The 26,515-nt window shown below is 61.2% G+C and carries 10 protein-coding genes; 6 read left to right on the top strand and 4 right to left on the bottom strand.

Features of this window, described 5'->3' with window-relative positions; all coding sequences use genetic code 11:
- Positions 1-16 precede the first annotated feature (16 nt).
- Positions 17-1,633, bottom strand: a complete 1,617-nt coding sequence (locus tag C8D90_RS04550; protein ID WP_115457182.1) for a phosphoethanolamine transferase — start codon at positions 1,631-1,633, stop codon at positions 17-19.
- A gap of 253 nt (positions 1,634-1,886) precedes the next feature.
- Here C8D90_RS04550 and C8D90_RS22375 point away from each other — a divergent pair, with 253 nt between their 5' ends.
- The 5 genes from C8D90_RS22375 (at position 1,887) to C8D90_RS04530 (ending at position 21,588) form a co-directional block, all read left to right on the top strand.
- Positions 1,887-2,018 carry a hypothetical protein gene (locus tag C8D90_RS22375; protein WP_260503123.1) on the top strand — a complete coding sequence of 44 codons (132 nt, stop codon included), beginning with the start codon at positions 1,887-1,889 and terminating at the stop codon, positions 2,016-2,018.
- Between the two features lie 367 nt (positions 2,019-2,385).
- Positions 2,386-16,722, top strand: coding sequence for an Ig-like domain-containing protein (locus C8D90_RS04545; RefSeq protein ID WP_115457181.1), 14,337 nt, complete (start codon positions 2,386-2,388; stop codon positions 16,720-16,722).
- A 225-nt stretch (positions 16,723-16,947) separates the two neighbouring features.
- Positions 16,948-18,252, top strand: coding sequence for a TolC family outer membrane protein (locus C8D90_RS04540; RefSeq protein ID WP_115457180.1), 1,305 nt, complete (start codon positions 16,948-16,950; stop codon positions 18,250-18,252).
- Positions 18,253-18,270: 18 nt separating this feature from the next.
- Positions 18,271-20,409: a type I secretion system permease/ATPase gene (locus tag C8D90_RS04535; RefSeq protein ID WP_115457179.1), complete on the top strand. Its 2,139-nt coding sequence runs from the start codon at positions 18,271-18,273 to the stop codon at positions 20,407-20,409.
- Between the two features lie 9 nt (positions 20,410-20,418).
- Positions 20,419-21,588: an HlyD family type I secretion periplasmic adaptor subunit gene (locus tag C8D90_RS04530; protein ID WP_115457178.1), complete on the top strand. Its 1,170-nt coding sequence runs from the start codon at positions 20,419-20,421 to the stop codon at positions 21,586-21,588.
- On the opposite strand, the gene C8D90_RS04525 is transcribed toward C8D90_RS04530, so the two are convergent.
- Positions 21,554-23,332, bottom strand: a complete 1,779-nt coding sequence (locus C8D90_RS04525; RefSeq protein WP_115457177.1) for a penicillin-binding transpeptidase domain-containing protein — start codon at positions 23,330-23,332, stop codon at positions 21,554-21,556. The genes C8D90_RS04530 and C8D90_RS04525 overlap by 35 nt on opposite strands.
- Positions 23,333-23,604: 272 nt before the next feature.
- Between C8D90_RS04525 and C8D90_RS04515 the strand changes: the two genes are divergently transcribed.
- On the top strand, positions 23,605-24,087 hold the full coding sequence (locus C8D90_RS04515) for a DUF2501 domain-containing protein (RefSeq protein ID WP_115457175.1): 483 nt from the start codon (positions 23,605-23,607) through the stop codon (positions 24,085-24,087).
- 36 nt (positions 24,088-24,123) lie between these two features.
- Here C8D90_RS04515 and C8D90_RS04510 read toward each other — a convergent pair whose 3' ends face one another.
- Both C8D90_RS04510 and C8D90_RS04505 read right to left on the bottom strand, forming a co-directional pair.
- Complete coding sequence (locus C8D90_RS04510) at positions 24,124-25,038, bottom strand: alpha/beta hydrolase (protein WP_115457174.1); 915 nt, start codon at positions 25,036-25,038, stop codon at positions 24,124-24,126.
- A 204-nt stretch (positions 25,039-25,242) separates the two neighbouring features.
- Positions 25,243-26,103: a pirin family protein gene (locus C8D90_RS04505; protein WP_115457173.1), complete on the bottom strand. Its 861-nt coding sequence runs from the start codon at positions 26,101-26,103 to the stop codon at positions 25,243-25,245.
- Between the last annotated feature and the right edge of the window lie 412 nt (positions 26,104-26,515).

Here is a 26,515-nt window from a genome sequence, read left to right as displayed (position 1 = left end):
CCCGCCGGCGGGGCGGCTATCGTCCCGCCGTAGGCCGCGGCGCAGCCGGGCGGGTGACGAAAGGATCCTGTGCCAGGCGGGCGTAATCCGTCCTCTTCAGGGCGAAATTAGTAACGTAGATCGGCGAAGCCGGTTGCTCCGACACAAAGCGGTACTTGTGAACGATTTCCCGGCTGTGGATCCCACTCCACTCGGAAAACAGCGGCAGGAAGTCGTTGGCGGAGCGCATCGCGTTGATCACGCGGTGCCGGGTGCTGTCGCCGGAGGCGATAAACATCGGCACCTGAAAGTTCTGCTGATATTGATCGTCATGCGCCAGGTACTCGTCCCGGGTGCCGCGCTCTTTAAACGCCAGGCCGTGATCGGAGAAATAGATCATGGAAAAATCCTGCCCGCTGGTTTTGAGCTGCCGGTACAGCGTGCCGAGAAAGGCGTCGGTTTGCGTCATGCTGTACAGGTAGCAGGAGATCTCCTCGGTATCCACATAGGTCGCGTACTGGTGATGCGTACGGGCGCAGGCCTTGGGGTGCGAACCCATCAGGTGATAAACAATAAGCTTGGGCGCATGGGTTTCTTCATTGAGCGCATCGGGCGTGAACTTCAGTAAATCGCCATCTTGCGTGGCCTCATCGGCTTCAAAATCCCCGTTTTTCAGGAAGCGCACGTCATCGGCCCGCCGGGCGATGCTGGCGATGGCGGTGTCATAGCGGCCGAGCTGCCCCTGATTGGAAAACCAGTAAGTGCGGAAACCGGCCCGCTTCGCCAGGGTAATAATATTATTCTGGTATTGCGGCTGGGCGTCGTTGCCGACCAGGGTAAGCGTCAGCCCCAGGGATTTCTGCGTGGATGAGGCGGCGGACAGGTAATTCCGGAACAGGACGCCGTTAACGTGGCTGATGAACGGCGTGTTGTCCCACTGGCCGCCGAAAGCGCCCAGCGCATCGCGGCGCGCGCTTTCCCCGATAACCAGTACGTAGACCTGATGCTGCGGTTTTACCGCCGACACATGCCAGCTGTCCTGAAGATTCGCCAGCGCCTGCATACGCCTGAGCTCGGCATCCACATCGCTTTTGCCGTTGACGACATCCTTCACGAAACGCACCACCGGGTAATGGGTATCCAGCAGGCTGAAGTGACCGCCGGCGCGCAGGTTCTCCAGCGGCGCCAGCAAAAACAGGGCCGCCGCGACGAGCAATAATGCGGTGTGGCGGAAAGACCAGCGGGGAAAACGGCGTACCGGGCGGCGCAGGGCCAGCCAGCCGAGCGCCAGAATGCCCAGCGAAACCAGATAGTGCCAGAACGGAAATACCCGCAATATTTCTCCCGCCTCTTCCGGATTGGTGGAGTAAAGCGAAAGAATGGTATTGAAGTTTGGCGGCCCGTAAGCGCGCCCGAAAGGAAAATAGAACGCCGCCGTCAGGGTGCAGGCGATCAGAACGGCGGTCATTGCCCGGCGCGAGACGCCTTCCAGCAAGCATAAAAAGCAAAAGAAACCGATGGCATCCCATGGGCTGAAGTCGTAGCCGAGCGAAAAGTTAATCAATACAGAAAGCAGGAACAGTATTGCGCAATTCCGGCTCAGCAAATCCTGCGCATGAGAATATGAAACAGTCTGGCGTAACGTTAGGTTCATTTATTGTCGGGACGCAGTGTGGTTATTACCCGTGGCGGCATTGCAGGCCACGACCTTGCCGGAGGAACGGCAAATGCTTCGTTTTGAAAGCTTCGTTCTGAAGGTGTCGCGTTGGCTCCCGTCATACGAACCGCGCAAAGATATTCTCAGCTTACGCCGATAGCAATGGGATGACGGACCTATTTCTGTGATGTGCGGAACAAATTGAAAAATTTATGACGGAAAAATGACAGCGGAATACGGATGGCAATTCATGAATGATATTAAGGATATTCCTGACCCCGGTTACCTTGTTGAATCACCTTATCATTTCCCCGGAAATACCCTTGATGTGCGCGTTGTCCTGAAGGTTTTAACACTACAGCAGGCTGGGAAAGGGCGGTGATAACCACCACCGAAAACAGAATAGTATTATTAAGGTTATATATTTGATGTATTTAAAAAACACAATTTAATTACCATGCAATGAGAATGGTTATTTAATTATTTGTTTATATTGATAAAAAATATCCCCCGCAAAGATTTCTTATAACGTGTGATTGACCTGGTAAATTTTAATTTAAGAATTTTGATTAAATGTAAAAGGTTGTTTATACGTTTATACAGACAGGACAGAAGATTCCTCTTTTTCCTTCTTTTTTATTGTGGTTATTACGGAAATTAGACAGGCGGACCCGCTTTTATTTTTTAAAAGCGGCGCCTGGCGCAGCTTTTGTGCGCCTATTGATGATGACACAGCAAAGGGGTTAGCAATGGTACAGGAAAACAACGCTTCCGCAGCAGTGCGTATTGTCGCCCGGGACGGCGGTAAACAATTAGCAACTTACGGAGCAGGAAATAAAACGATTCTCCTGACGCAGCCCAGCGTGATCCATATTCAGGGCAGGCCGGATGCTGTCGCCAGCTATGAGCGCCAGGGTAACGATCTGATCGTCCATATGAAAGACGGCTCTACGGTTCGCTATGTGCACTTTTTCTCTCTGGCAGGATACAGCGAATCCAGCGAACTGGTGTTTGATGACGGGGCGACGCATCAGCATGCGGTTTTCCCGGCGGCGGTCGTGGCAACGTCAGGCGGGGCGGAGACGATTGTGCCCAGCTATGTGGCGGTGGCGGATGACGCTTTCGTCAGTAACGGCCTCTCCGGCGCAGCCATCGCCGGTATCGTCGGCGGCCTTCTGGTGGCGGGCGGCATTGCCATTGCGGCCGGAAGTTCGGGCGGCGGCGGACACGGCGGTGACGATAATAACGGTAATAACGGTAATAACAGCGGCGGTGGTAACAACGGAGGTAACAACAACGGCGGCAATAACGGCGGCAACAACGGCGGGGGTAATAACAACGGCAATAACGGTGGCGGCAATAACAATGGCGGCGGTAACGGTGAGGGCAATGTCAGGTCGATATCGATCGCGATAACGCCGTTGACGGGTGATAACAAGCTCAACGCGACGGAAGTCAGCCACAATCAAATCCTGAGCGGCGCAACGGTTGAGATCGCGGCCGGCAGCACGGTTACGGTTACGCTGAACGGTAAAACGTACGTCACGACAACCCAGGCGGACGGCACCTGGAGCATAACGCTGCCGGCGGCCGATTTGCAGCAGCTGGCTCAGGGCGACAACACCATTCACGCTTCGGTCAGCGCCGGCAACCAGACCGCGCAAAGGGACGTTACGGTAACGGTAAACACCGCGCTGGGTGAACTGAGCGTTGCGACGATCGGCGGCGACGGCATTCTGAACGCCGCAGAAGCGGTGGCGGGGACAGTTATCAGCGGGACGTCGCATCTGGTTACGTCCGGCAGCGTTATTACCGTCACCCTGAACGGCGTCAGCTACAACGGCGCGGTGGGGGCCGACGGCAGCTGGCAGGTGAATATCCCTGCCGCAGACCTGGCGGCGCTTCCGGCCGACGGGGCGTACACCGTTTCCGTCAGCGCGGTGGACAGCAACGGCAACGCGATCGCCGCGACCGGCGACGTGCAGCTCGCGACGCATCACCTGCCGCAGCCGACGCTGGATACGCCGTTCGGCGACGGTTATCTCAATCAGGCGGAAGCCGGGGTGGATCAGACGCTGAGCGGCAGCACCGGCATCAGCGGCGCCGGTCAGACCGTGGTGGTCAGCCTTGGCGGCGTAAATTACACCGGCACGGCAGACGCTTCGGGCCACTGGAGCGTAACGTTGCCGGCGGCGGCGCTGCAGGCGTTACCACAGGGGGCGCAGAACGTGGCTGTGACGGTGACCGACTTTGCCGGGAATACGTCAGTCATTACCGCCAGCGTTGACGTCGACACCCAGTCGCCGACGCTGAGCGTCAATCCGGTCGCGGACGACGGCGTGATCAACCTGGCGGAGGCGCTGGCCGCCATCGTCATCAGCGGCAGCGCATCGCCTTCAGAAGCCGGGCAAAGCGTGCAGATCACGCTGGGCGGGCAAAATTACAGCGGGCAGGTGCAGGCCGACGGCAGTTGGTCGGTCACGCTGCCTGCCGGCGCGTTGAACGGGCAGCCGGACGGCCTGCTGACGCTGACGGCGTCGCTGAGCGATACGGCCGGCAACGTGACCAGCGTCAGTCAGAGCATCACGCTGGCCGCGTCGCCGGCCAGTTTGCCGACGGTGCACATCACCGCGGTGGGCAACGACGACTACCTCAATGCGGCAGAAACACAGGAACCGCTGTCGGTCAGCGGCACTGCCGCCGGTATTACCGCCGGATTGACGGTCCACCTGACGCTCAACGGCAAAGGCTACGACGCCACGGTGAAACCGGACGGCACCTGGAGCCTCAGTATACCGGCGGCAGACCTGGTGTTGCTGGCGGACGGTGTGCAGACGCTGACCGCTGTGGTGACGGACGCCAACGGTAATGTCGGGCAGGACAGCCACGACATCACGGTGATCGCCTCCGCAGGCAATCTGCCGCAGATTACCGTCAGCACGGTCGCTGGCGACGATGTGATCAACGCACAGGAGGCCCAAAGCCCGGTCATTATCAGCGGCACCACCCAGCATGTGACGGCAGGGCAGACGATCACCGTCACCCTGGGCGGAGTCAGCTATCAGGCGCAGACCGACGCGGCTGGCAACTGGTCTGTGAGCGTACCGTCCTCCGCGCTGCAACAACTGCCGCAGGGGGCGCAGCAAATTACGGCGACGGTGACCGATGTGGCGGGCAATGCAGCCGAAACGACGCATCAGGTTTCAGTCGCGACCCAGCCGACGGCGACGATCATCATCGACCTGCCGGGCGGCGATGGTAACCTGAACCTTGGCGAGTCGCTGCTGGGGATAAGCCTGAGCGGCAGCACGACGAATGTCGTCGCAGGAAGCCTCGTGATGCTGACGTTAAACGGCCACAGCTATGTCAGCCTCGTCGATAACACCGGTCACTGGCGTGTACCCATTTCGCCGGCAGAATTAGCGATACTTGCTGATGGTGGTTATACGATCACCGCCAGCACGCTGGACAATTACGGCAATCAGTTAAACGCAACGGCGAATCTGCAGGTGGCAATTCACACCTTGCCGCAACCCACACTGAATATCCCTTTTGGCGACGGACTCCTGAACAACGCAGAAGCGGCGGTGGAGCAAACCCTGAGTGGCAATACCGGCATCATCAGCGGCGGCCAAAACGTACAGGTTAGCCTGAACGGCGTGATCTATACCGCGTCGGTAGATGCATCGGGGAACTGGAGCGTGACGCTGCCCGCTGCGGACTTGCAGTTACTGCCTCAGGGGCCGGTGTTCCTTGCGGTAACGGTGACCGATTTTGCCGGCAATCAGGCGCAATTGAACGCCAGCGTTGGCGTGGATACCGTCGCGCCGACGCTGGTTGTGAACCCGGTGGCGGGCGACAACGTAATCAATGTAGCGGAAAGTCTGGCCCCCATCGTGATCAGCGGCAGTGCGTCACCGTCGGATGCCGGCCAAACCGTCCAACTGACGCTGGGCGGGCTGAATTACAGTGCGCAGGTGCAGGCGGACGGCAGTTGGTCAGTCACGCTGCCCGCCGGTGTATTGAGCGGACAACCGGATGGCCCGCTCGTTCTGAGCGCATCGCTGAGTGACGCTGCCGGTAATACGAGCGGGCTGAACTTACCGCTGACGCTGGCGGCTTCACCGGCCAACCAACCGCAGATTGCCATTAGCGTGATAGCCGGCGACGATGTCATCAACTTCCAGGAAGCGCAGGCCACCATCGCCATCAGCGGAACCACCCAACACGTCGCGGTGGGCACTCTGGTGGTGTTAATGCTCAATGGGGTGGGCTATCAGGCGCAGACGGACGCAGCCGGTAACTGGTCGGTTGATGTCCCGTCATCCGTGCTGCAGGCGCTGTCACAGGGCAATTACAGCGTGACCGCAACGGTCAGCGATACGGCAGGCAACGTGGCCAGTGCTGCGCGCGACGTGCTGGTGGCCGCGCAACCTTCCACCATTACGCTGAATCCGCTGACCGGCGACAACCTGCTGGACAGCGCGGAAACGCAGGTAACGCAAATCCTGAGCGGAAGTACGGGCAACGTTGCCGCCGGCAGCCTGGTTACTGTGGCACTGAACGGTAAAAGCTATACCGGCATCGTTCTGGCTGACGGAAGTTGGAGCGTGCTCCTGCCGTCGGTTGATCTGCAACTGCTGCCGCAAGGCGTTAACAGCATCCAGGCTTCAGTCATCGTGAACGGCGCGACGGTGCAAAACAGTGAAAACCTGACGGTGAACACTCTGCAGGGCGCGCTGACGGTCGATCCGATTGCCGGTGACGGAATCCTGAACGCCGCAGAGGCGGCGGCGGGTATCTTTATCACGGGCCATGCGACTAATGCGGCTAATCATGGGATAGTGCTGACGCTCGATGGCCGAACTTATATCACCGGTATTAACAGCGACGGAAGCTGGATGATTATTATCCCGTCGTCCTTTTTGTACCAAATCCCTTCTGACGGCAGCTATCCCGTTACCGTTACCGCCGTAGATAATTTTGGCGTAACCCAGAGTGTTAACCTCAACCTTCAGGTTGCGTTCCATAACCTGCCGCAACCCACGCTGGACGTACCGTTCGGCGACGGTTATCTCAACATGGCAGAGGCGGGATTGCCTCAGACGCTGAGCGGCAGTACCGGCCTGAGCGGCGCCGGGCAGAGCGTGGTCGTGGTCCTGAACGGCGTGAGCTATACCGGCACGGTGGATGCATCGGGGCACTGGAGCGTAACGATTCCGCCGGCAGACCTGCAGCTTTTGCCTCAGGGCGGGGTATCCATTGCGGTGACGGCGACCGATTTTGCCGGCAACCAGGGGCAACTCGGGGTGACCGCCAATGTGGATACCATTGCACCAACGCTGACCATGAATCCGGTGGCGGGCGACGGGATTATCGATGCGGCGGAGAGCCAGGCGACCATTACCCTCAGCGGCACCGCCTCGCTGTCGGACGTTGGCCGGAGCGTGCAGATTACGCTGGGCGGGCTGAGTTATAACGCGTTAGTGCAGTCAGACGGCAGTTGGTCGGTTACGCTGCCTGCCGGTGCGCTGAACGGTCAGCCGGATGGCCTGCTGGCGCTGACGGCGTCGCTGAGCGATGCTTCCGGTAACTCGACATCGCTGAGTACGAGCGTCATTCTGGCCGCCTCGCCGGCCAGCCTGCCGACGGTGCATATCACCATGGTGGGTAATGACGACTACCTCAACGCGGCGGAAACACAGCTTCCGCTGCTGGTCAGCGGCACGGCCACCGGTATTACTGCCGGGCTGACGGTGCATCTGACGCTTAACGGTAAAGGCTACGATGCCACGGTTCAGCCGGGCGGCACCTGGAGCCTCAGCATACCCGCGGCGGATCTGGCGCTGCTGGCGGACGGCGTGCAGACACTGACCGCCGTGGTGACGGATGCCAACGGCAACCACGGTCAGGACAGCCACGACATCACGGTGATCGCCTCCGCGGGCAATCTGCCGCTCATTACCATCGGCACGGTAGCGGGCGACGACGTGATCAACGCGCAGGAAGCCCAGAACCCGGTGACCATCAGCGGCACCGCGCAGCATGTAACGGCAGGGCAGACGGTCACCGTCACCGTAGGCGGAACAAACTATCTGGCGCAGACGGATGCGGCCGGCAACTGGTCGGTGAGCGTACCGTCTTCCGCGCTGCAACAACTGCCGCAGGGGGCGCAGCAAATCACGGCGATGGTGACGGATGTGGCGGGCAACGCAGCGAATGCGTCACACACCGTACAGGTAGATACCCTTGCATCGCTGACGATTGTGCTGAATCCGCTGACTGGCGATAACCTGCTGACCGGCGCTGAAACTTTGCTCACGCAAACGCTCAGCGGAACGGTAGCCAATGCCGCGACCGGCAGCACGGTGACGGTGGAGCTGAATGGGAAAACCTACACCGCGCTCACCCGTTCGGACGGGAGCTGGGATGTCTCCCTGCCTGCTGCAGACCTGCAACTGCTGGCGCAGGGAAATTACGTAATTCAGGCCACGGTCAGTGCCGGCGGTCAAACGGCGCAGGCCAGTGAAACGGTCAACGTTGATTTGACCGTCGGGGGAATCTCTATCGCGGCAATCGCCGGCGATAATATTCTGAACGCAGCGGAACTGATCGCCGGCGTTAGCATCAGTGGCGTGACGACTAACGTTCTGGCAGGCCAGCCGGTGATTGTGACGTTAAACGGCAAATCCTATGTCACAGTCGTGAACGCAGATGGCAGTTGGAGCACTCCGGTTCCCGGTATCGACCTGGCGGCCATCGGGGCCGACGGCAACTACACGGTCCGGGCTACTACCGTGGACGCCGGTGGTAATGCGCTCACCGCCGACAGTCCGTTGCTGGTGATGGTCTATTCTATCCCGCAGCCGACGCTGAACACGCCGTTTGGCGATGGTTATCTCAACGTGGCGGAGGTCGCGGCAGGTCAGACATTAACCGGAACCACCGGTGTGACCGGCGGCGGTCAGAGCGTGGTGATCAGCATTGCCGGCATGAGCTACACCGGCGTGGTGGACGCCGCGGGTAACTGGAGCGTGACGTTGTCGCCTTCGGACCTGGCGTCATTGCCGCAGGGGCTGCAAAACATCAGCGTCACGGCGACGGACATCGCCGGCAACAGCGGCAGCGTAAACGTTAACACCGTCATTGATACATTCCCGCCAACGTTAACCGTAAATACGGTGGCTGGCGACGGCGTCATCAATGCGGCGGAGAGCCAGGCCGCCATCGTCATCAGCGGCAGCGCCTCCACGGCGGATGTCGGTCAAAACGTTCAGGTGACGCTGGGCGGACAAAACTACAGCGCACAGGTACAGGCGGACGGCAGTTGGTCGGTTACGCTTCCCGCAGGGGCTTTGAACGGTCAGCCGGACGGCCCGCTGGCGCTGACGGTCGCACTGACGGATATCGCCGGAAACACGACCTCGTTAAGTCCGACCGTAACCCTGTCCGCGTCGCAAGCCAGCCTGCCGACGGTGCATATCACCACGGTGGGTAATGACGACTACCTCAGCGCGGCGGAAACACAGCTTCCGCTGCTGGTCAGCGGCACGGCCACCGGCATTACTGCCGGGCTGACGGTGCATCTGACGCTTAACGGTAAAGGCTACGATGCCACGGTCCAGCCGGGCGGCACCTGGAGCCTCAGCATACCCGCGGCAGATCTGGCGCTGCTGGCGGACGGCGTGCAGACGCTGACCGCCGTGGTGACGGATGCCAACGGCAACCACGGTCAGGACAGCCACGACATCACGGTGATCGCCTCCGCAGGCAATCTGCCGCTCATTACCATCGGCACGGTAGCGGGCGACGACGTGATTAACGCGCAGGAAGCCCAGAACCCGCTGACCATCAGCGGCACCGCGCAGCATGTAACGGCAGGGCAGACGGTCACCGTCACCGTGGGCGGAACAAACTATCTGGCACAGACGGATGCGGCTGGCAACTGGTCGGTGAGCGTGTCGTCTTCCGCGCTGCAACAACTGCCGCAGGGGGCGCAGCAAATCACGGCGACGGTGACGGATGTGGCGGGTAACCAGGCCAATGCGACACATACTGTGCAGGTAGACACGCAGGCACCGTTGCTGAGTATCGATATCTTCCTGTCGGACGGCATACTGAACCATGCGGAAGCGCTGCTGGGGCAACTGCTCAGCGGCACCAGCGATCCGAACGCCAGCGTATCCGTTACGCTGAACGGCAAAACCACGGTCGTCAGCGCCGATGTGCTGGGACACTGGGAGCTGAACATCAGTGCGCCGGACCTGCTGGCACTGGCGGATGGCAACGCTACGCTGACGGCGTCGGTGAGTGATGCGGCTGGCAACACCACCACCGTTCCCCTGACCTTTACGGTGGCGACACATCTCCTGCCGCTGCTGACGATCGATGCGGTGAACGGGAGCGGCCTGGTCAACGCACTGCAGGCCGCTGCCGGGCTGACCCTGACCGGCAGCGCCGATAACCTGAGCGTCGGCACCACGGTCGTCGCTACGATAGAAGGTGTGCAATATCTCGGTACCGTGAACGCGCCGGGGCAGTGGAGCATTACCCTCGCGCCCGGCGTGCTCAACGTGCTGAACGATGGCCTGCACACTATCAGCGTCACGGCGCAGGACGCCTTCGGTAACGAGGGTACGGCGGTCGGATCGCTCACCGCCTACCTGCATAATCTGCCTTTGGCCCAACTGTTGCCGCCGTTATTTGGCGACAACCTGCTGAACCTGGTGGAAGCCACGGCGGGGCAGGTACTGACGGGCAACACCGGCGTTACCGGAGGCGGGCAAACGGTGTACCTGACGCTGGACGGCAGGCAGCAGATCGCCGGCGCGGTGGACGCCAACGGCAACTGGACGGTGCAGCTGACGCCCGGCCTGTTGCTGGCGCTGGCAGATCAGTCGCATACCCTGAGCCTGACCGTGGCGGATGCGGGCGGTAACGTCAGCACCAGCGCAGGACTGAACTTCGGCGCACTGACGCATGCCATTCCCGCCCCGACGCTGGACACGGCGTTCGGCGACAATATCCTCAATGCGGCGGAAGCGGCGCTGGGCGGCGTACTGAGCGGGTCAACCCACGTCAGCGGTGCCGGTCAGCATGTTCAGGTTTCGCTCAACGGCGTGCCTTATGACGCAATCGTCGATGCGGCGGGTAACTGGACTCTGGCGCTGTCGCCTCAGCAATTGCAGGGACTGCCCGACGGTACCTGGCCACTGACCGTCACGGCCAGCGACAGCGCGGGCAATAGCGGAAGCATCAGCACCAGCCTGACGGTACTGGTTCATAACCTGCCTCAGCCCACCATCAATCTGCCGTTCGGCGACGGTGTGCTGAACATTGCTGAAGCGACGAATATCGCCGGGCAAACCATCAGTGGCACGATCGGCCTGAACGGTCCGGCACAAAGCGTGACGATCAGCCTGGACGGCAACGATATCGGTATTCTGCCGGTGGTGTTGCCAACGGGCGAGTGGAGCGTGACGCTGCCCAACGCGCTGCTGGCGGCGCTGGCATCGGGTGAAAGCCACAGCATCACCGTGACCGTAACCGACAGCGCAGGCAACGTGGCCCAGCAACATCTGGACTTCGACGCCTACCTGACAGCGCCGCAACCGACCGTCATCAACCCGTTTGCCGATGGCTATCTCAGCCTGAGCGATGCGGGGCAGCCGATCGTCATCAGCGGCAATACCGGCGGCGCACAGTCGGTGACGCTGAACATCGGCGGTATCGCCTATCCGGTTACGGTGAACGGCGACGGCACCTGGAGCGCGACGCTGGGCGCCAATGCACTGCTGGTGCTGAGCGACGGCCCGAACGCGCTGGAGGTGACCGCCACGGACGCCGGCGGAAACAGCACGTCGCTCAGCGTTCCCTTCACCGCGATCCTGTCCGAGCCGCAGCCGACGCTGAATACGCCGTTTGGCGATGGCTATCTGAATGCCAGCGAAGCACTGGGTGCGCTGACGCTGAGTGGTAACGTGGGCGTGGGCGTAGATTCAGCGGCGGCAACGGTGGCCGTGACCATCGGCGGCGTGAGCTACGGCGCGGCCGTCAACCATGGCGACGGTACCTGGTCGCTGACGCTGCCGGCGGGGGTACTGCTGGGCGTAAACAGCGGGCAATACCCCATTGACGTCAGCGTAACGGACGCCGCGGGCAACAGCCACGATGTTTCCGGGACGGCGGTCTTCGCGCTGACGGCGCCGGATATCAGCGTGAATACGTTTGCCGGCGACAATACCCTTAACTATGCGGAAAGTCAGGTCGCGCAGGTTCTGAGCGGAACCACCAGCGCTGAAGCGGGGCAAACGGTCTCTATTCTGATCGGTTCCCAGTCGTTCAGCGCGCAGGTACAGGCCAACGGAAGCTGGAGTCTGACGCTGCAACCCGCGCAACTGGCGCTGTTGGGCAGCGGGACTATCGTGGCGACAGTGGACGATAAGGCCGGCAACACGGGCAGTTCGCTGCCGTTACCGCTGATTGTGGATCTGACGCCGCCGGTGCAATCGCTGACCATCGATCCCATCGGCGGCGACAATGCGCTTAACTTCGCCGAACTGAACGGCGTATCGCAGATCATAATCAGCGGGAAAACCATCGGCGTACCGGCAGGAATGCTGCTGTCCCTGACGATAGACGGCGTTTCGCTGGGTATTGCCAACGTAGACGCCAACGGAAACTGGAGTTCGGTCGTTTCCACCGCGCAGTTCGTGAACGGCGTTCATCAGATCACCGCCACAACGCTGGCGCCGGTCATCATAACCAGCGTATCCGTGGTGGTGAATACCCAGGCGCCGGCGCTGACGGTGGCGACGTTTGCCGGTGATGACATTCTGGGCATCAGTGAAGCGCAGGATGGCGAAGTGATTCGGGGAACGGCTTCGACGACGGTAGGTTCATTGGTCGGGCGCGATGTCACCATCGTGCTGAACAATAAAACCTATCTCGCCGAAATTCAGGCGGACGGCAGCTGGAGCGTGAACGTCTCCGCCGGCGATCTGCGTGCTTTGCCCGATGGCCAGCAGAATATCAGGGTCAGCGTGACGGACACGGTGGGCAACCAAACGCAGCTCGATCATTCGATCAGCGTTTACAACCAGGCGCCGTTGCTCAGTGTGGACGTGTTGGGCATCGGCAACGTACTGAACCTGGCGGAGTCGCTGCTCGGCTTTACGCTGACCGGCAAGGGCGATCCGGGCGATAACATCACCGTGAAACTGCTCGGTATTACACTGAATGCGGTGGTTGATCCGTCCGGCAACTGGCAGGCGGAGTTTACGCCGGGGCTGTTGCAGTCGCTGCCGGACGGCCCGCAGGTGATCAGCGTGGTTGCCGGCGATGCGGCGGGCAACACCACGGAGGTCAGCGTTGGCCTGAACGTGGCGCTGAACAACCTGCTGGGCGTGGGCGCTGGTCCGATCTTCGGCGATGGCATCCTCAACCTGGCGGAATCGCTGGTGACACAGGTACTGTCCGGCACCGCCACCGGGGAGTATGCCGGGGCGACGGTGTCGCTGACCATCGCCGGCCAGACCCTGACCGCGCCGGTGGGGGCCAACGGGCAGTGGAGCCTGGACCTGACGCCGGACCTGTGGTCCGGCCTGGTCGGCAATACGCTGGCGCTGGACCTGAGCATTACCGACGCCAACGGCAACGTCGCCCATCAGCTGGTTAACGCACAGCTGGCGCTGACCAACCTGCCGGTTATCAACTCGGTGGTGGTGTTCGGCGATAACTTCCTCAACCAACTGGAATCGACCGCCCAGCAGGTCATCAGCGGCGTTATCGGCAACGTGACGCCCGGCCTGCAGGTAACGGTCACGCTGGGTGGTCAGGACTATACCGTCGGCGTGCGACCGGACGGCAGTTGGGGGCTTCCCGTCCCTTCCGCCATTCTGGCCGGGCTGCAGGACGGCATCAGCCAGGTGCTGGTGAAGGTGGTGGACTTCGCGGGTAACGAAGTACAGCAGACGATCGATCTGGATGTCATCACCCATAACCTGCCCGCCATCAACCTGAACCCGTTGTTCGGCGACGGCGTGCTGAACCTGAGCGATCTGCTGGGTACCTTGTCCATCGGCGGCACCGCCACCGGGCTGGACGGTCGCACCCTGACGATCGACATCGCCGGAGCGCCGACCTTGACGGCGCAGGTAGCGGACGGCGGTGCCTGGAGCGTGGCGTTGACGCCGGATGTGATCCGCATTTTGCAGGGTATCGGCAGCGGCGACCTGACGGTGTCGGTTACTGCGACGGACGTGGCGGGCAACCCGGCCAGCGCCAGCACGGGGGTCACGCTGGATCTGGTCGCTCCGGTGCTGAGCGTGGACCCGCTGGGCATCGGCAACGTACTGAACCTGGCGGAGTCACTGCTCGGCTTTACCCTGACCGGTAAGGGCGACCCCGGCGATAACATCAGCGTGAAGCTGCTCGGCATTACGCTGAATGCGGTGGTTGACCCGTCCGGCAACTGGCAGACCGAGTTTACGCCGGGGCTGTTGCAGTCGCTGCCGGACGGCCCGCAGGTGATCAGCGTGGTTGCCGGCGATGCGGCGGGCAATACCACGGAAGTCAGCGTTGGCCTGAATGTGGCGCTGAACAACCTGCTGGGTGTAGGCGCAGGCCCGATCTTCGGCGATGGCATCCTGAACCTGGCGGAATCGCTGGTGACACAGGTGCTGTCCGGCACCGCCACCGGGGAATACGCCGGCGCCACGGTGTCGCTGACCATCGCCGGTCAGACTCTGACCGCGCCGGTGGGCGCCAACGGGCAGTGGAGCCTGAACCTGACGCCGGATCTGTGGTCCGGTCTGGTCGGTAATACGCTGGGGCTGGACCTGAGCATTACCGACGCCAACGGCAACGTCGCTCATCAGCTGGTTAACGCGCAGCTGGCGCTGACCAATCTGCCGGTTATCAACTCGGTGGTGGCGTTCGGCGACAACTTCCTCAACCAGGCGGAGTCGACCGCCCAGCAGGTCATCAGCGGCGTCGTCGGCAACGTGACCCCTGGCCTGCAGGTCACGGTAACGCTGGGCGGCACGGATTACACCGTCGGCGTGCAGCTGGACGGCAACTGGTCGCTTCCCGTGCCTTCCGCGGTTCTGCAAGGCTTGCAGGACGGCGTCAGCCAGGTGCTGGTGAAGGTGACGGATTTTGCCGGCAACACAGCACAGCAGTTGCTCAATCTGGACGTGATCACCCATAACCTGCCGGCCATTACGCTGAGCCCGCTGTTCGGCGACGGCGTACTGAACCTGAACGACCTGCTGGGCACGCTTTCCATCGGCGGCACCGCCACCGGGCTGGATGGGCGCACCCTGACGATCAGCATTGCCGGGGCGCCGACCTTAACGGCGCAGGTGGCAGACGGCGGCGCCTGGAGCGTGGCGCTGACACCGGCGGTTATCAGCGCTTTGCAGGGTATCGGCAGCGGCGACCTGACGGTCTCGGTCAACGCGACGGACGTGGCGGGCAACCCGGCCAGCGCCAGCGCGGGGGTCACGCTGGATCTGCTGTCACCGGTGTTGGGCGGCATCACCATTTTCAACAATGGGCTGCTGAACGCCGCTCAGGCGGACACCACCCAGCTCATCAGCGGAACGGTCAATAACGCGCCGGAAGGCACACAGGTTTCCGTCAAGCTGGGAAACAGCACCTTCGCCGGCGTGACGCTGGCGGACGGCAGCTTCAGTATCAGCGTTGATCCTCTTGCGCTGGCGCAACTGCCGGACGGCAATTTGACCGCGGCCATTACCCTGACGACGCCGGGTGGCAACGTCACCAGCGCGACCGCCGGCGTGACGGTAGGGCTGGAACTGCCGACGATCTCGCTGGCGCCGATCTTCGGCGGCGACGGGTATCTCAATATTGCCGAGGCGCTGGCCGGGCAGACGCTCAGCGGTACGTTGACCAGCGCCGTTGGTGCGACGGTTACCGTGACGCTGGGCGGCGCCAGCTATAACGCCACGGTAGGCAGCAACGGTACCTGGTCGCTGAAACTCGATGCCAGCGTGCTGAATGCGTTGCCGAGCAGCGGGTTGCAGGTTGGTGTGTCGATACGTGACGCGGTGGGCAACACCGCCGCTATCGGCACCAACGTTAACGTCAAACTGACCGCGCCGCTGCTGTCGCTGAACCCGCTGTCACTGGGGTTGGGCGATATTGCTGGCCTGGTGACGAACGGCCTGAAACTCAGCGGCAGTTCCCGCAACCTGGAACCCGGCGCAGTAGTGATGCTTTCCCTGTTAAACGGCGTGGCCGGCGCTCAGGCGGCGGTACAAAGCGACGGCAGCTGGAGTGCGTTGGTGTTCCTGAGCGCCAGCCAGTTGACGACGCTAATCACTTCGCCGCTGACGACGAAGCTGATTGAGCTGACGACGCACGATGCGGCGCAGAACGGCTTTGACGCCACCGTCGGTCTGGGCGGGCTGGCGCTGCCCAGCCTGGCTCAGGCGTCGCTGTTGTCACTGGAAATGCCAGCGGTGCATGACCCGGCAGACGCGGCGACAAGCGCGCAAAGCAGCCACGCTGCGCCTGTCGTAACGCAAAGCACGGCCGAAGAAACCACGACTGCGGCCAGCGCCGACACGACGCACGATGCCGTGCCTGCCGTGGCGGCCACGCTGGCCGATGGCACGGAAGTCCGGGGTGAAGCGGTCACGGGCGGCAGCGGCAACGATGTGATTCATCTCGAAACGCTGGGATTCACGCACATCGACGGCGGCAGCGGCATCGATACCCTGATCTTCGGCGGTAACGGGCTGCATCTGGATCTGACGGCGCTGAACGGTGCGGTAGAGCACATCAGCATCGTCGATCTCGGGTTGGGCGGCAGCAACAGCATCACGCTGGATCTCGGTAACGTGCTGGAGCTGGATGAGCAGCAGAATACGCCGCTGGTTATCCGGGGCGAAGGGCACGATGAGGTCAATCTGGCGCACGATCAGGGCGATGTCTGGGGCGTCAGCGGCCAGCGGGAAGTGAACGGCGTGGACTATGACGTCTACCACAACTCAGCGCAGGGCAACAGCACGCTGGGCGATATCCTGATTCAGCACGGTTTGCAGGTCAATCTGGTGTAGCGGCGGTAGTCCGGTGCGGCCTTTTAGCCGCACCGGTACACGGGCGGGAGTGCCCTTTTACATACGGCAGCGGGAAACGCGGTGGCGCGTTTCCCGTTAATACAACAGCCATCATCATACGTAAGGTGGGGCACATAAATGAAGCGCATGACGTCTCTATCCGGCACTGGCGGGGATAGCGTACGCGGCGCAGGGAGGCGGCCGCATTGGGGAGTTTGGGTTGGGATGGCATTACTGGCGGCGACGTCAGTGCCGGCGGCGGAAACGTCTCCGTGGCAGCAGGCGCCGGCCGAACAGGTCACGCAATCATTAAGTATTAAAGAGGCGATATTGCGCGCCTTCGGCCGCAATCCGCAAATTGCCCAGGCCGCGGCGCAGATTCGGGTCGGCGAAGCGAACCTGAAAGTGGCGCGCAGCGCCTGGTTTCCGCAGGTTTCCCTGAACGGCGGCGTAGGGCGCAATCACCGGACGGACTCCTCCGGTTCACTGAACAGCAACGGTTCCGCCGGGATGACGTTACAACAGCTCATTTATGACTTCGGCAAAACCCGCGGCAGCATTGATGAACAACACGATCTGTCGGCGGCTTACGCCTACCAGCTTTACAGCACGCTTAACACCGTGGCGCAGCAGACGCTGCAGGCTTATCTGCAGGTTAAACGCTATCAGACGCTGGAAGCGGCCGCGCAGAACAACCTGCAATCCCTGCAGCGGGTGCGCGACATGGCCCGGTTGCGCGCCGATGCCGGATTAAGCTCCCAGTCCGACGTTCTGCAGGCGGAATCCCGCATTGCAGGAATGAACGCCACCTATGAACAGTACCGGGCCCAGACGCGATCGGCGCAGGCGTCGCTGTCGGTACTGACCGGCGTGGCGGCGGATACGCTGCCTGACTTGCCGACCGACCTGCTGAACCAAAAAATCACCCTGACGGATCTGCCCTATCAGCAAAACAATGCGGTGCGCAGCGCGCAGGCCAAACGGCTGGCGGCGGAGCAGCGTATCGAACAGGCCAAAGCGCAGCGCTGGCCGACGCTTTCGGTTCAGGCCGGGCGCACCCGCTATATCAACGACAGCAGTTCTTACTGGGACGACGAGGTTCAGCTGGTGGTCAGCGCGCCGGTGTATCAGGGCGGCGCGTTGAATGCCAAGGTGGACGCCGCGATGGGGGATCGTGAGGCGGCGCTGGCCGAAGTGGAGGCCAGCAAGCTGGACGTCAACCAGAAAGCGAGCACGGCCTATGCGGATCTGGGCGGTGCGCAACTGCGGCAGCAGGCGGGCGAGGCGCAGCAGATCAGCGCCGGCCAGACGCGCAGCGTTTATCAGGATGAATACCGGCTGAACAAGCGCAGCCTGAACGACTTGCTCAGCGTGGAACAGGACGTGCTGCAGGCGGATGTGTCCGCCATCACGGCGCGCTATGACGCCTGGGACGCCGCCGTCCGTTATGCCGGCGCGGTGGATAATTTACTGGACATGCTGGGCATCGAACGCCGTAAGAACGGCGATGATGAGCTGCCCGCCCTATAACGCGCCGGAGAACACACAATGACCTATAAACCGGATACAGAGTGCTGGCTGACGGCAGTGGGCCGGGCGGCGGGCCGTTTCGGACTGCCGGTCGATTTGCCGGCGCTGCGTCAGCAGATGCGCTGGTATGAAAACCTGCCTTTGCTGCGCCGCCTGGAACGCATGAGCGGGCTGATGGGGATGCAGATGCGGATTCAGCCAGCGGCGAAAACGCGCTGGCGCAGTGAGATTTTCCCGGTCATCGCGCAGCTTCTCGACGGCTCGCCGATTGTGCTGGAATCGCTGGATGCGGACGAACAGGTTTGCTACTGGCTGGCCGACGGTGGCGATATGACGCGGGAAGAGGCGCTGCCGCAACTGCTGGCGCGCATCCAGCCTGACGTGGTGATGCTGGGGATCGCCGCGCGCGGTCGCGACAGCCGGATTGATGATTTTATCCGCCCTTATGAAACGCACTGGTTCTGGCATAACTTCCGCCACGCCGGGCGCAAGCTGACGGAAATTTCACTGGCGTCGGTGGTGGGCAACGTATTGGCGCTGGCCGGCATTTTGTTCTCCATGCAGGTTTACGATCGGGTTATCCCGGCGGAGTCTTACCCTACGCTGTGGGTACTGTTTGCCGGGGTGCTGACGGCGGCGGCGCTGGAGTTCGCCATCCGCCAGGCGCGCACCCATATCTCCGACCTGATGGGCAAGGTGGTGGATCTCAAGGTATCAGCCCTGTTTTTCGCCCGGGCGATGGCGATCAAAAACGATCACCGCCCCAAATCGACCGGCTCGTTTATGGCGCAGTTGCGCGAGATCGATCAGGTGCGCGAGCTGCTGACCTCCACCACGCTGAGCGCGGCGGCGGATATTCCCTTCGTGCTGCTGTTTCTGGTCATTATGGCGCTGGTCGGCGGCTGGCTGGTGCTGATCCCGCTGATCGCCATTCCGCTGATCGTGATCCCCGGCATCCTGATGCAGTGGCCGATGGCAAAGCTGGCGAAGGAGGGGATGCGTGAAAGCGCCATCCGTAACGCGGTGCTGGTGGAGTCTATCGAAGGGGTCGAGGATATCAAGGCGTTACAGGCGGAGCCTTATTTTCAGCGCCAGTGGGAGCACACGCATGCGGTCAGCGCGGCCATCGGCATGAAGCAGCGGCTGTGGGGCGCGCGCCTGACCGGCTGGGCCTCGACCGTGCAGCAGGTGACCTACGCCGGCATGCTGGTGTTCGGTTCTTATCTGGTGCTGGACGGCGCGATCACCACCGGGACGTTGGTGGCGTGCAGCCTGTTGTCGTCGCGCACCATCGCGCCCCTGATGCAGCTCACCATGGTGTTTTCCCGCTGGCAGCATGCCAAAAACGCCATGGAGGGGCTGAATGAGCTGCTGAAAAAGCCGCTGGATCGCGAAGCGGACGAACAGATGGCGCGCTGCCCGGTGCTGGCCGGGCACTTTCAGTTGCAGGACGTGCAATACAGCTACGATCCGGAGAAGGGCGCGCTGGCGTTGCAGATCGCGCGCCTTGAGATTCAGCCCGGCGAACGGGTGGCGATTTTGGGCAAGGTTGGTTCGGGAAAATCCACGCTGCTGAAGCTGCTTTCCGGCCAGGTGCAGGCCGGGAACGGAAAGGTGATTGTCGACGGCGTGGACATCACGCGCATTGACCCGTTGGATCTGCGGCGTCAGGTGGGGCTGCTTTCTCAGGACGCACGCCTGTTTTACGGCACGCTGCGCCAGAACCTGACGCTGGGGCATCCTCACGCCTCGGAGCAGGAGCTGTTGCAGGCGCTGCGCGTCAGCGGCGCCATCAGCCTGATTCAGCAGGATGCCGCCAGCCTCGATCGCCCTATCGGCGAAGGCGGACGCGGGATGTCCGGCGGCCAGCGGCAGATGGTGTTGCTGAGCCGCACCATTGTGCGTAACCCGCAGGTGCTGTTGCTGGACGAACCGACCGCGTCGATGGATGAACAACTGGAAAATCAGGTGATCCGTCAGTTGGGCAACTGGCTGACCGGCCGCACGCTGGTGCTGGTCACCCACCGCCCGGCGCTGCTGGCGCTGGTGGACCGCATCGTGGTGATGGACGGCGGGCGGATCGTGGCCGACGGGCCGCGCGACGAGATTCTGGCCGAAGCCCGCCGCAACAGTAACGTGACCGCCGTGGTGGCGTAAGGAGAAGGGATGAGCGAAGTAACGGTACAGGACGAGCTGGCGCGGCAGGGACGTTGGTACTCTTCGGTGGTCTGGCTGAGCCTGCTGGGTCTCATCCTGTTTTTCGTCTGGGCGGGTTTCGCCACGCTGGATGAGGTGACGGTGGGCAGCGGCAAGATCACGCCCTCGTCTCATTCGCAGCAGATTGAATCGCTGGACGGCGGCATCGTTTCCGCGCTGCTGGTACATGAGGGCGATATCGTTGAGAAGGGCGAAGTGCTGGCGCGGCTGGATACCAAGCGCTTCCGCTCCAACTATGGCGAGGCGGCGTCGCGCGTGCGCACGCTGCGGGCTTCCGCCGAGCGTTTACGCGCCGAGCTGAGCGGCGCGCCGCTGGTGTTCAGCGCCGACACCCTGAGCGAGCCGGCGCTGGCGACGCGCGAGCGTCAGTTGTATGAGTCCCGGCGCCGTAATCTGGAGGAGACGGTGGCGAACCTGCAACAGTCGTACCGGCTGGTGACGGCGGAGCTGAAAATGACCGAGCCGCTGGTCGCCAAAGGCGCGGCCAGCGAAGTGGAGGTGATCCGGCTGCGGCGTCAGGCGAGCGAGCTGAAAGGCAAAATCGACGATGCGCGCAACCAGTACGCGATGCGGGCGCGCGAAGAACAGGTGAAAAACAACGCCGATCTGGACGCGCAGCAAGAGGCGATGGCCGGTAAGGCGGACCAGCTGGAGCGTGCGACGTTGCTCTCGCCGGTGCGCGGCATCGTCAAGGATATTCAGGTGACGACGGTGGGCGGCGTGCTGGCGCCGGGCGGTAAGCTGATGGAGATCGTTCCACTGGAGGATCAACTGCTGGTGGATACGCGGGTGAATCCGCGCGATATCGCCTACATTCACGCCGGGCTGCCGGCTAAGGTGAAAATTACCGCCTATGATTCGTCGATTTACGGCGATCTCGACGGCACGGTGGAAGTGGTGTCGCCCGACACCCTGCAGGACGAAGTGCGGCGCGACCAATATTACTACCGGGTTTATGTGCGCACCCGTCAGGCGGAGTTGCACAACAAGGTGGGGAAACGCTTCCCCATTCTGCCCGGTATGGTCGCCAGCGTGGAGATCAAAACCGGGCAGAAAACGGTGCTGGATTATCTGCTCAAGCCGCTCAATAAGGTAAAGGAGGCGTTGCGCGAGCGTTGAGTTGAGAGAGGGCGCGGGGCGGCGTCCGCTCGTCCAGCGTGATCGTTTGCTGGTTGGTCAGGGCATCGGGGGCGATATTCAGATGGTGCAGCGCGGCCCCCATGATCTGACCGAAGACGGGCGCCGCCACAGAGCCGCCGAAGTGGTTGCCCGCGGTCGGGTGGTTGATCATGACCACCAGCACCACCTCCGGGTGGCTGGCCGGCGCCACGCCGGCGGTGTAGTTGACGTAGCCGCCGTCATATTTGCCGCTGTCGCCCATCTTCTCCGCCGTCCCGGTTTTTATCGCCAGCCGGTAGCCGGGCACGGCGGCCTTCACGCCGCTGCCGCCGGGCAGGGCGTCGCTTTCCATCATATGCACCACGGTGCGCACCGTGTTTTCATTCATGACCCGTTCGCCCATCACCGGCGGCGTGACCCGGGTGATCGACACCGGACGGAAAACCCCGAAAGAACCGATGGTGGCGTATTCCCGCGCCATTTGCAGCGGCGTTACGCGCAGGCCGTAGCCGAATGAGAACGTGGCGCGCTCAATGTCTGACCAGCGCTGGCGGTGCAGGGGGAAATAGCCGCTGCTTTCCCCGCCGATGCCCAGCCCGGTGGAAACGCCCAGCCCGAAGGCGTGGTACAGGTTAACCAATACGTTCGCCGGCATGGCGAGGGCGATATGGGAAACGCCGATGTCGCTCGACTTTTGCAGAATGCCGGTGATGGTCAGGCGGCTCCAGTGGCCGACATCGCGGATGAGATGGCCGTTGACCGGATAAGGGATCGTGTCGATGACGGAATCGGGGCGGATAAGATGACGCTCCAGCCCTGCCATGATCACCAGCGGCTTCACGGTTGAACCGGGTTCGAAGCTGTCGGAAATGGCGACGTTGCGCATGTTCTTTTGCGGCACCCCGGCATAGTTGTTGGGGTTGAAGGCCGGGTAGCTGGCCATGCCGAGGATTTCGCCGGTGTTGACGTTGAGCATCACGGCGGCGCCGGAGTCGGCCTTATTCAGCAGGACACCGTCGCGCAGGCGGCTGTAGAGCACGAACTGCAGGTAGCGATCGATGCTCAGGTTCAGCGTGGGCGCCTGCTGGGCGGGGTCGTCCTGCATCAGGTTAACGACGTTACCGTAGCCGTCCTTGCGGTAGACCCTCAGCCCCGGCTTGCCCTGCAAAAGTCCGTTAAAGCCTTTCTCAATGCCGTCCAGCCCCTGCTGATCCAGGCCGACGATGCCGATCAGGTCGGCGGCCGCTTCGCTCATCGGGTAGTAACGGCTGGCGTCGGGAACGGTGCTGATGCCGGCAAGATGCAGCTTATTGACGTATTCCGCGACGCCGGATTCCGCCTGACGCGCCAGATAGATGAAATGGCGCTGCGCGTTGGCGTCGATTTTCTGCCGTAATGCCTCCACGGGCAGCGACAGTGCGCCGGCCAGGTAATTCCACTGCGGGTTGCTGAGCGTGGCGTCCGTTTCCAGTATGTGGCGGGGATCGGCGATCACGTCGTTGGAGGCGACGCTGACCGCCAGCGGCTGGCCGTTGCGGTCGGCGATGGTGCCGCGCAGCGGGCGCGTGACCAGCGAGCGCAGAGAACGCTGATCGGCCTCTTTTTCCAGTTCGGGGTGACGCATCAGTTGCAGATAACCGACGCGCCCCAGCAGGATCAGTAAAAAACAAAATATCCCGCCATAAAGCAAAATGAAACGTCCCTGATAGTAAGTGTTTTCTGAAGAGGACTTCTTTTTGCGCATAAATTCGCCGTTAATCAAAGGGTAATTACGAACGATCGGATGGCGTCAACTATAAAGCAGCCGGACGCAAGAAACGTACGCAGGGAAACATTTGCTAGTGATTGGCTAACGACTGCAACGGATTACACATTTCTATACAAAATGGCGGCGGCAACGGCGACGATCTGTACGATTTTGGAGGGGAAGTCAGAAAAGGCCGAAGGTGAGGGAGTGAGCGGTGTCATATAATTATGGCAAATGATCGCTGTCGATCGTATCAGGAGCAAGTAAGAATGAAGTCTTTGATGAAACCGTTAATGGTCGCCTTATTGTTCGCAACGACGGGGGCGGGGGCCGCTCAGACAGATTTGCTGGGCGCGGTAAAAAGCCTGACCGGTACGCAGGGCGCGGAAACGGCGGCGGGAAGCGCTTCCGGGATGTCCGGCACGCTGAAAACGCTGTTGGGCAGCAATGCGTCGTCGTTGCAGTCATCCAGCATCACCAACGCGGGCGGCGTGTTGCAGTACTGCGTGAAAAATAACGTGCTGAGCGCCACGGACAGCAAGGTGTCGGCGATAAAAGACAAGCTGATGGGCAAGTTGGGCGATCAGACCGAAAGTAAACCCTATACCGATGGTCTGAACGGGATCCTCAATATGAAAGACGGCAAGCAGGTTGATTTGAACAATCTGGGTTCGGTCACGTCGTCCCTGAAGCAGAAGGCTACGACCAAAGTGTGTGATGTCGTGCTGAATCAGGCGAAGAACTTCCTGTAATGCACGGCGACCCGGTGCCCGCCTGCGGCGCCGGGATTACGTGTCGTTACCCATCACTTCGCGGCAGAAACGGCCGATTTCCTCAATTGCCTGACGTGACTCCTTCATTCCCGGCACCAGACACTGCCAGACATGCCACATTCCCCGCCACGGTGAAAACGTAACCTCAACGCCGGCGTTTCGCGCGTTGCGGGCGAAGTCATGCGCGTCATTATACAGAATCTCATCCTCCCCGACCTGAAGCAGCAACGGGGGCAGCCCGGCGGGATCGCCGAACAGCGGGGAGATTTCTTCATTGGTCAGCGGGTGATCCGCCGCGTACATCGCAACATATCCGCTGGCCAGCGGCAGCAGTTTGCAGAAGCAAGGGTCGCGCGCCAGGCGGGTGGTGACGCTTTCACCGGAGAGCGTAAGATCGGTCCACGGGCTCATCGCCACTACGGCGCCGGCCTGTGCGCCCGGACCTCGCCGTTTCAGGCGTAACGCCAGGGCTAACGCCATGCCGCCGCCGGCGGAGTCGCCCATCAGGATAATGCGTTGCGCGGGAAGGCGGTGCTCGGCGATCAGCCAGTCGAACGCCTGTTCTGCGTCGTCCAGACCGGCCGGGTAGGGGTGTTCCGGCGCCAGGCGGTAATTAATCAGCAATACCGGCATGCGGCAACTGCGGGCAATAAAGGAGGCCATGCTGCGGTGGCTGTCGCAGGAACCGATCAGGTAAACGCCGCCGTGCAGGTAAAGAATGGCGGCGTCTGAAATGGCGTTGGCCGGTTGCAGCCATTCCCCTCCGGTGCCTCCGGCATTAACGGGGCGGGAGGTCACCTCTTGCGCCAGCGGCAAGCGCGCGCCTAACGCGTTCAATTCCTGTCGCTCAGCATTAATATCGACGACTTTCTTCCGCGCAAAATAACGCTTGATGAAATAACGATAGAGATAACTTTTAAAACTGGGCATCGGCCGCTCCTTTCCATCATCTTCCGCTGATAATGGGCATAATATACTTATCGCTTATCTTTTGAAGATGATTATTCAGTGTGATCGGCGAACGGGGATTTATGCCGGTGGATAGGATGTTTAGCAAATAAGGTAAATCACGAGGTGTAACAATTGATAAGGGAGGATTATTTCGATTGAATAAATCCCCCCTTTTAGCGCCGATCAGATAAAACGGCCTGCGGTATAATCGTCGATAGCCTGACGAATTTCTTCCGCCGTATTCATCACGAACGGCCCGTACTGGACGACCGGTTCATGCAGCGGTTTCCCGGCCAACAGCATCGCCCGTCCGCCTTCAGGGCCGGCTTTCAGGGTGACGAAATCGCCGTCGCCGAGTACCGCGCTGCTGTCTGGCGGCAGAACCTGCCCGTTAACGCTGATCTCGCCTTCAAAGCCGTACAGCATGGCATTCAGGCCGTTGACGATGGGAAGGCGAACCTCCGAACCGGGTTCCGGCGCGATGTCGGCAATCAGCGGCTGGGTCTGCTTGGCCTGTACCGGGCTGCTGTAGGTTTCCCCGTCGATGGTCAGCGAACCGGCGATAAGCACGATACGCCCGCCGCCGGCCGGCCTGATAACGGGAAGCTGCGCCGCGCCGATATTTTGGTACGACGCCGGCTTCATTTTTTCTTCACGCGGTAAATTCAGCCAAATCTGAAAACCACGCATCTGGCCGTCGGTCTGCTGGGGCATTTCCGAGTGAATAACCCCCCGTCCCGCCGTCATCCATTGAATGCCGCCGGTTTTCAGATCGCCTTTATTCCCCAGATGATCCTGATGCAGCATATGCCCTTCCAGCATATAGGTGATGGTTTCAAAACCGCGGTGCGGATGGCTGGGAAATCCGGCGATATAATCGTCAGGATTGTCGCTGAAAAAGACGTCCATCATCAGGTACGGGTCAAGGCGGGAATCCGCCGACTGGCTTTGTCCCAGGGCGCGTTTCAGCTTCACGCCCGCGCCGTCCTGCGTGGCTATGGCCGGAATAATTCGGGTGATGGCGCGTTGTTTCAGATTGTGCATTGTATGTGCCTCCGTTGATGCCGGACCGACGCCGGTATAATAGGGTGCGGCGGCCTCGGACATGTCTATACCGTTAATCGTAAGGGATAGCGGCGCAGGAAGTTAGCGAATAAAGATGGTGGTAGCGTTCAAAATATTTGAACTGGCTCAAAGTAATGGTGTCGCCAATATGAAACAACCCAAAAAAAGTATTAGCTATATTACTATGAATGGCGCATTTTCTTATTCATGCGGTTTTTCTTTTTCTCAGTATGATCTGAATACCAATATTCTGGATTGTTAAAATGACAATTCTCTCCCAGTGCGTATAATGTCCGCGATTGTTACATTTGATATTGCGCCCTAACGTGTTCATGTATAAGGGCGGGTGATTTTTGACCAGTATAGAGGTTGTCTGCAACTGTGAGCACTT

Source organism: Enterobacillus tribolii (genome assembly GCF_003363015.1).
Classification (GTDB): Bacteria; Pseudomonadota; Gammaproteobacteria; order Enterobacterales; family Enterobacteriaceae; genus Enterobacillus; species Enterobacillus tribolii.
This window is presented reverse-complemented; position numbering and strand designations above follow the sequence as displayed.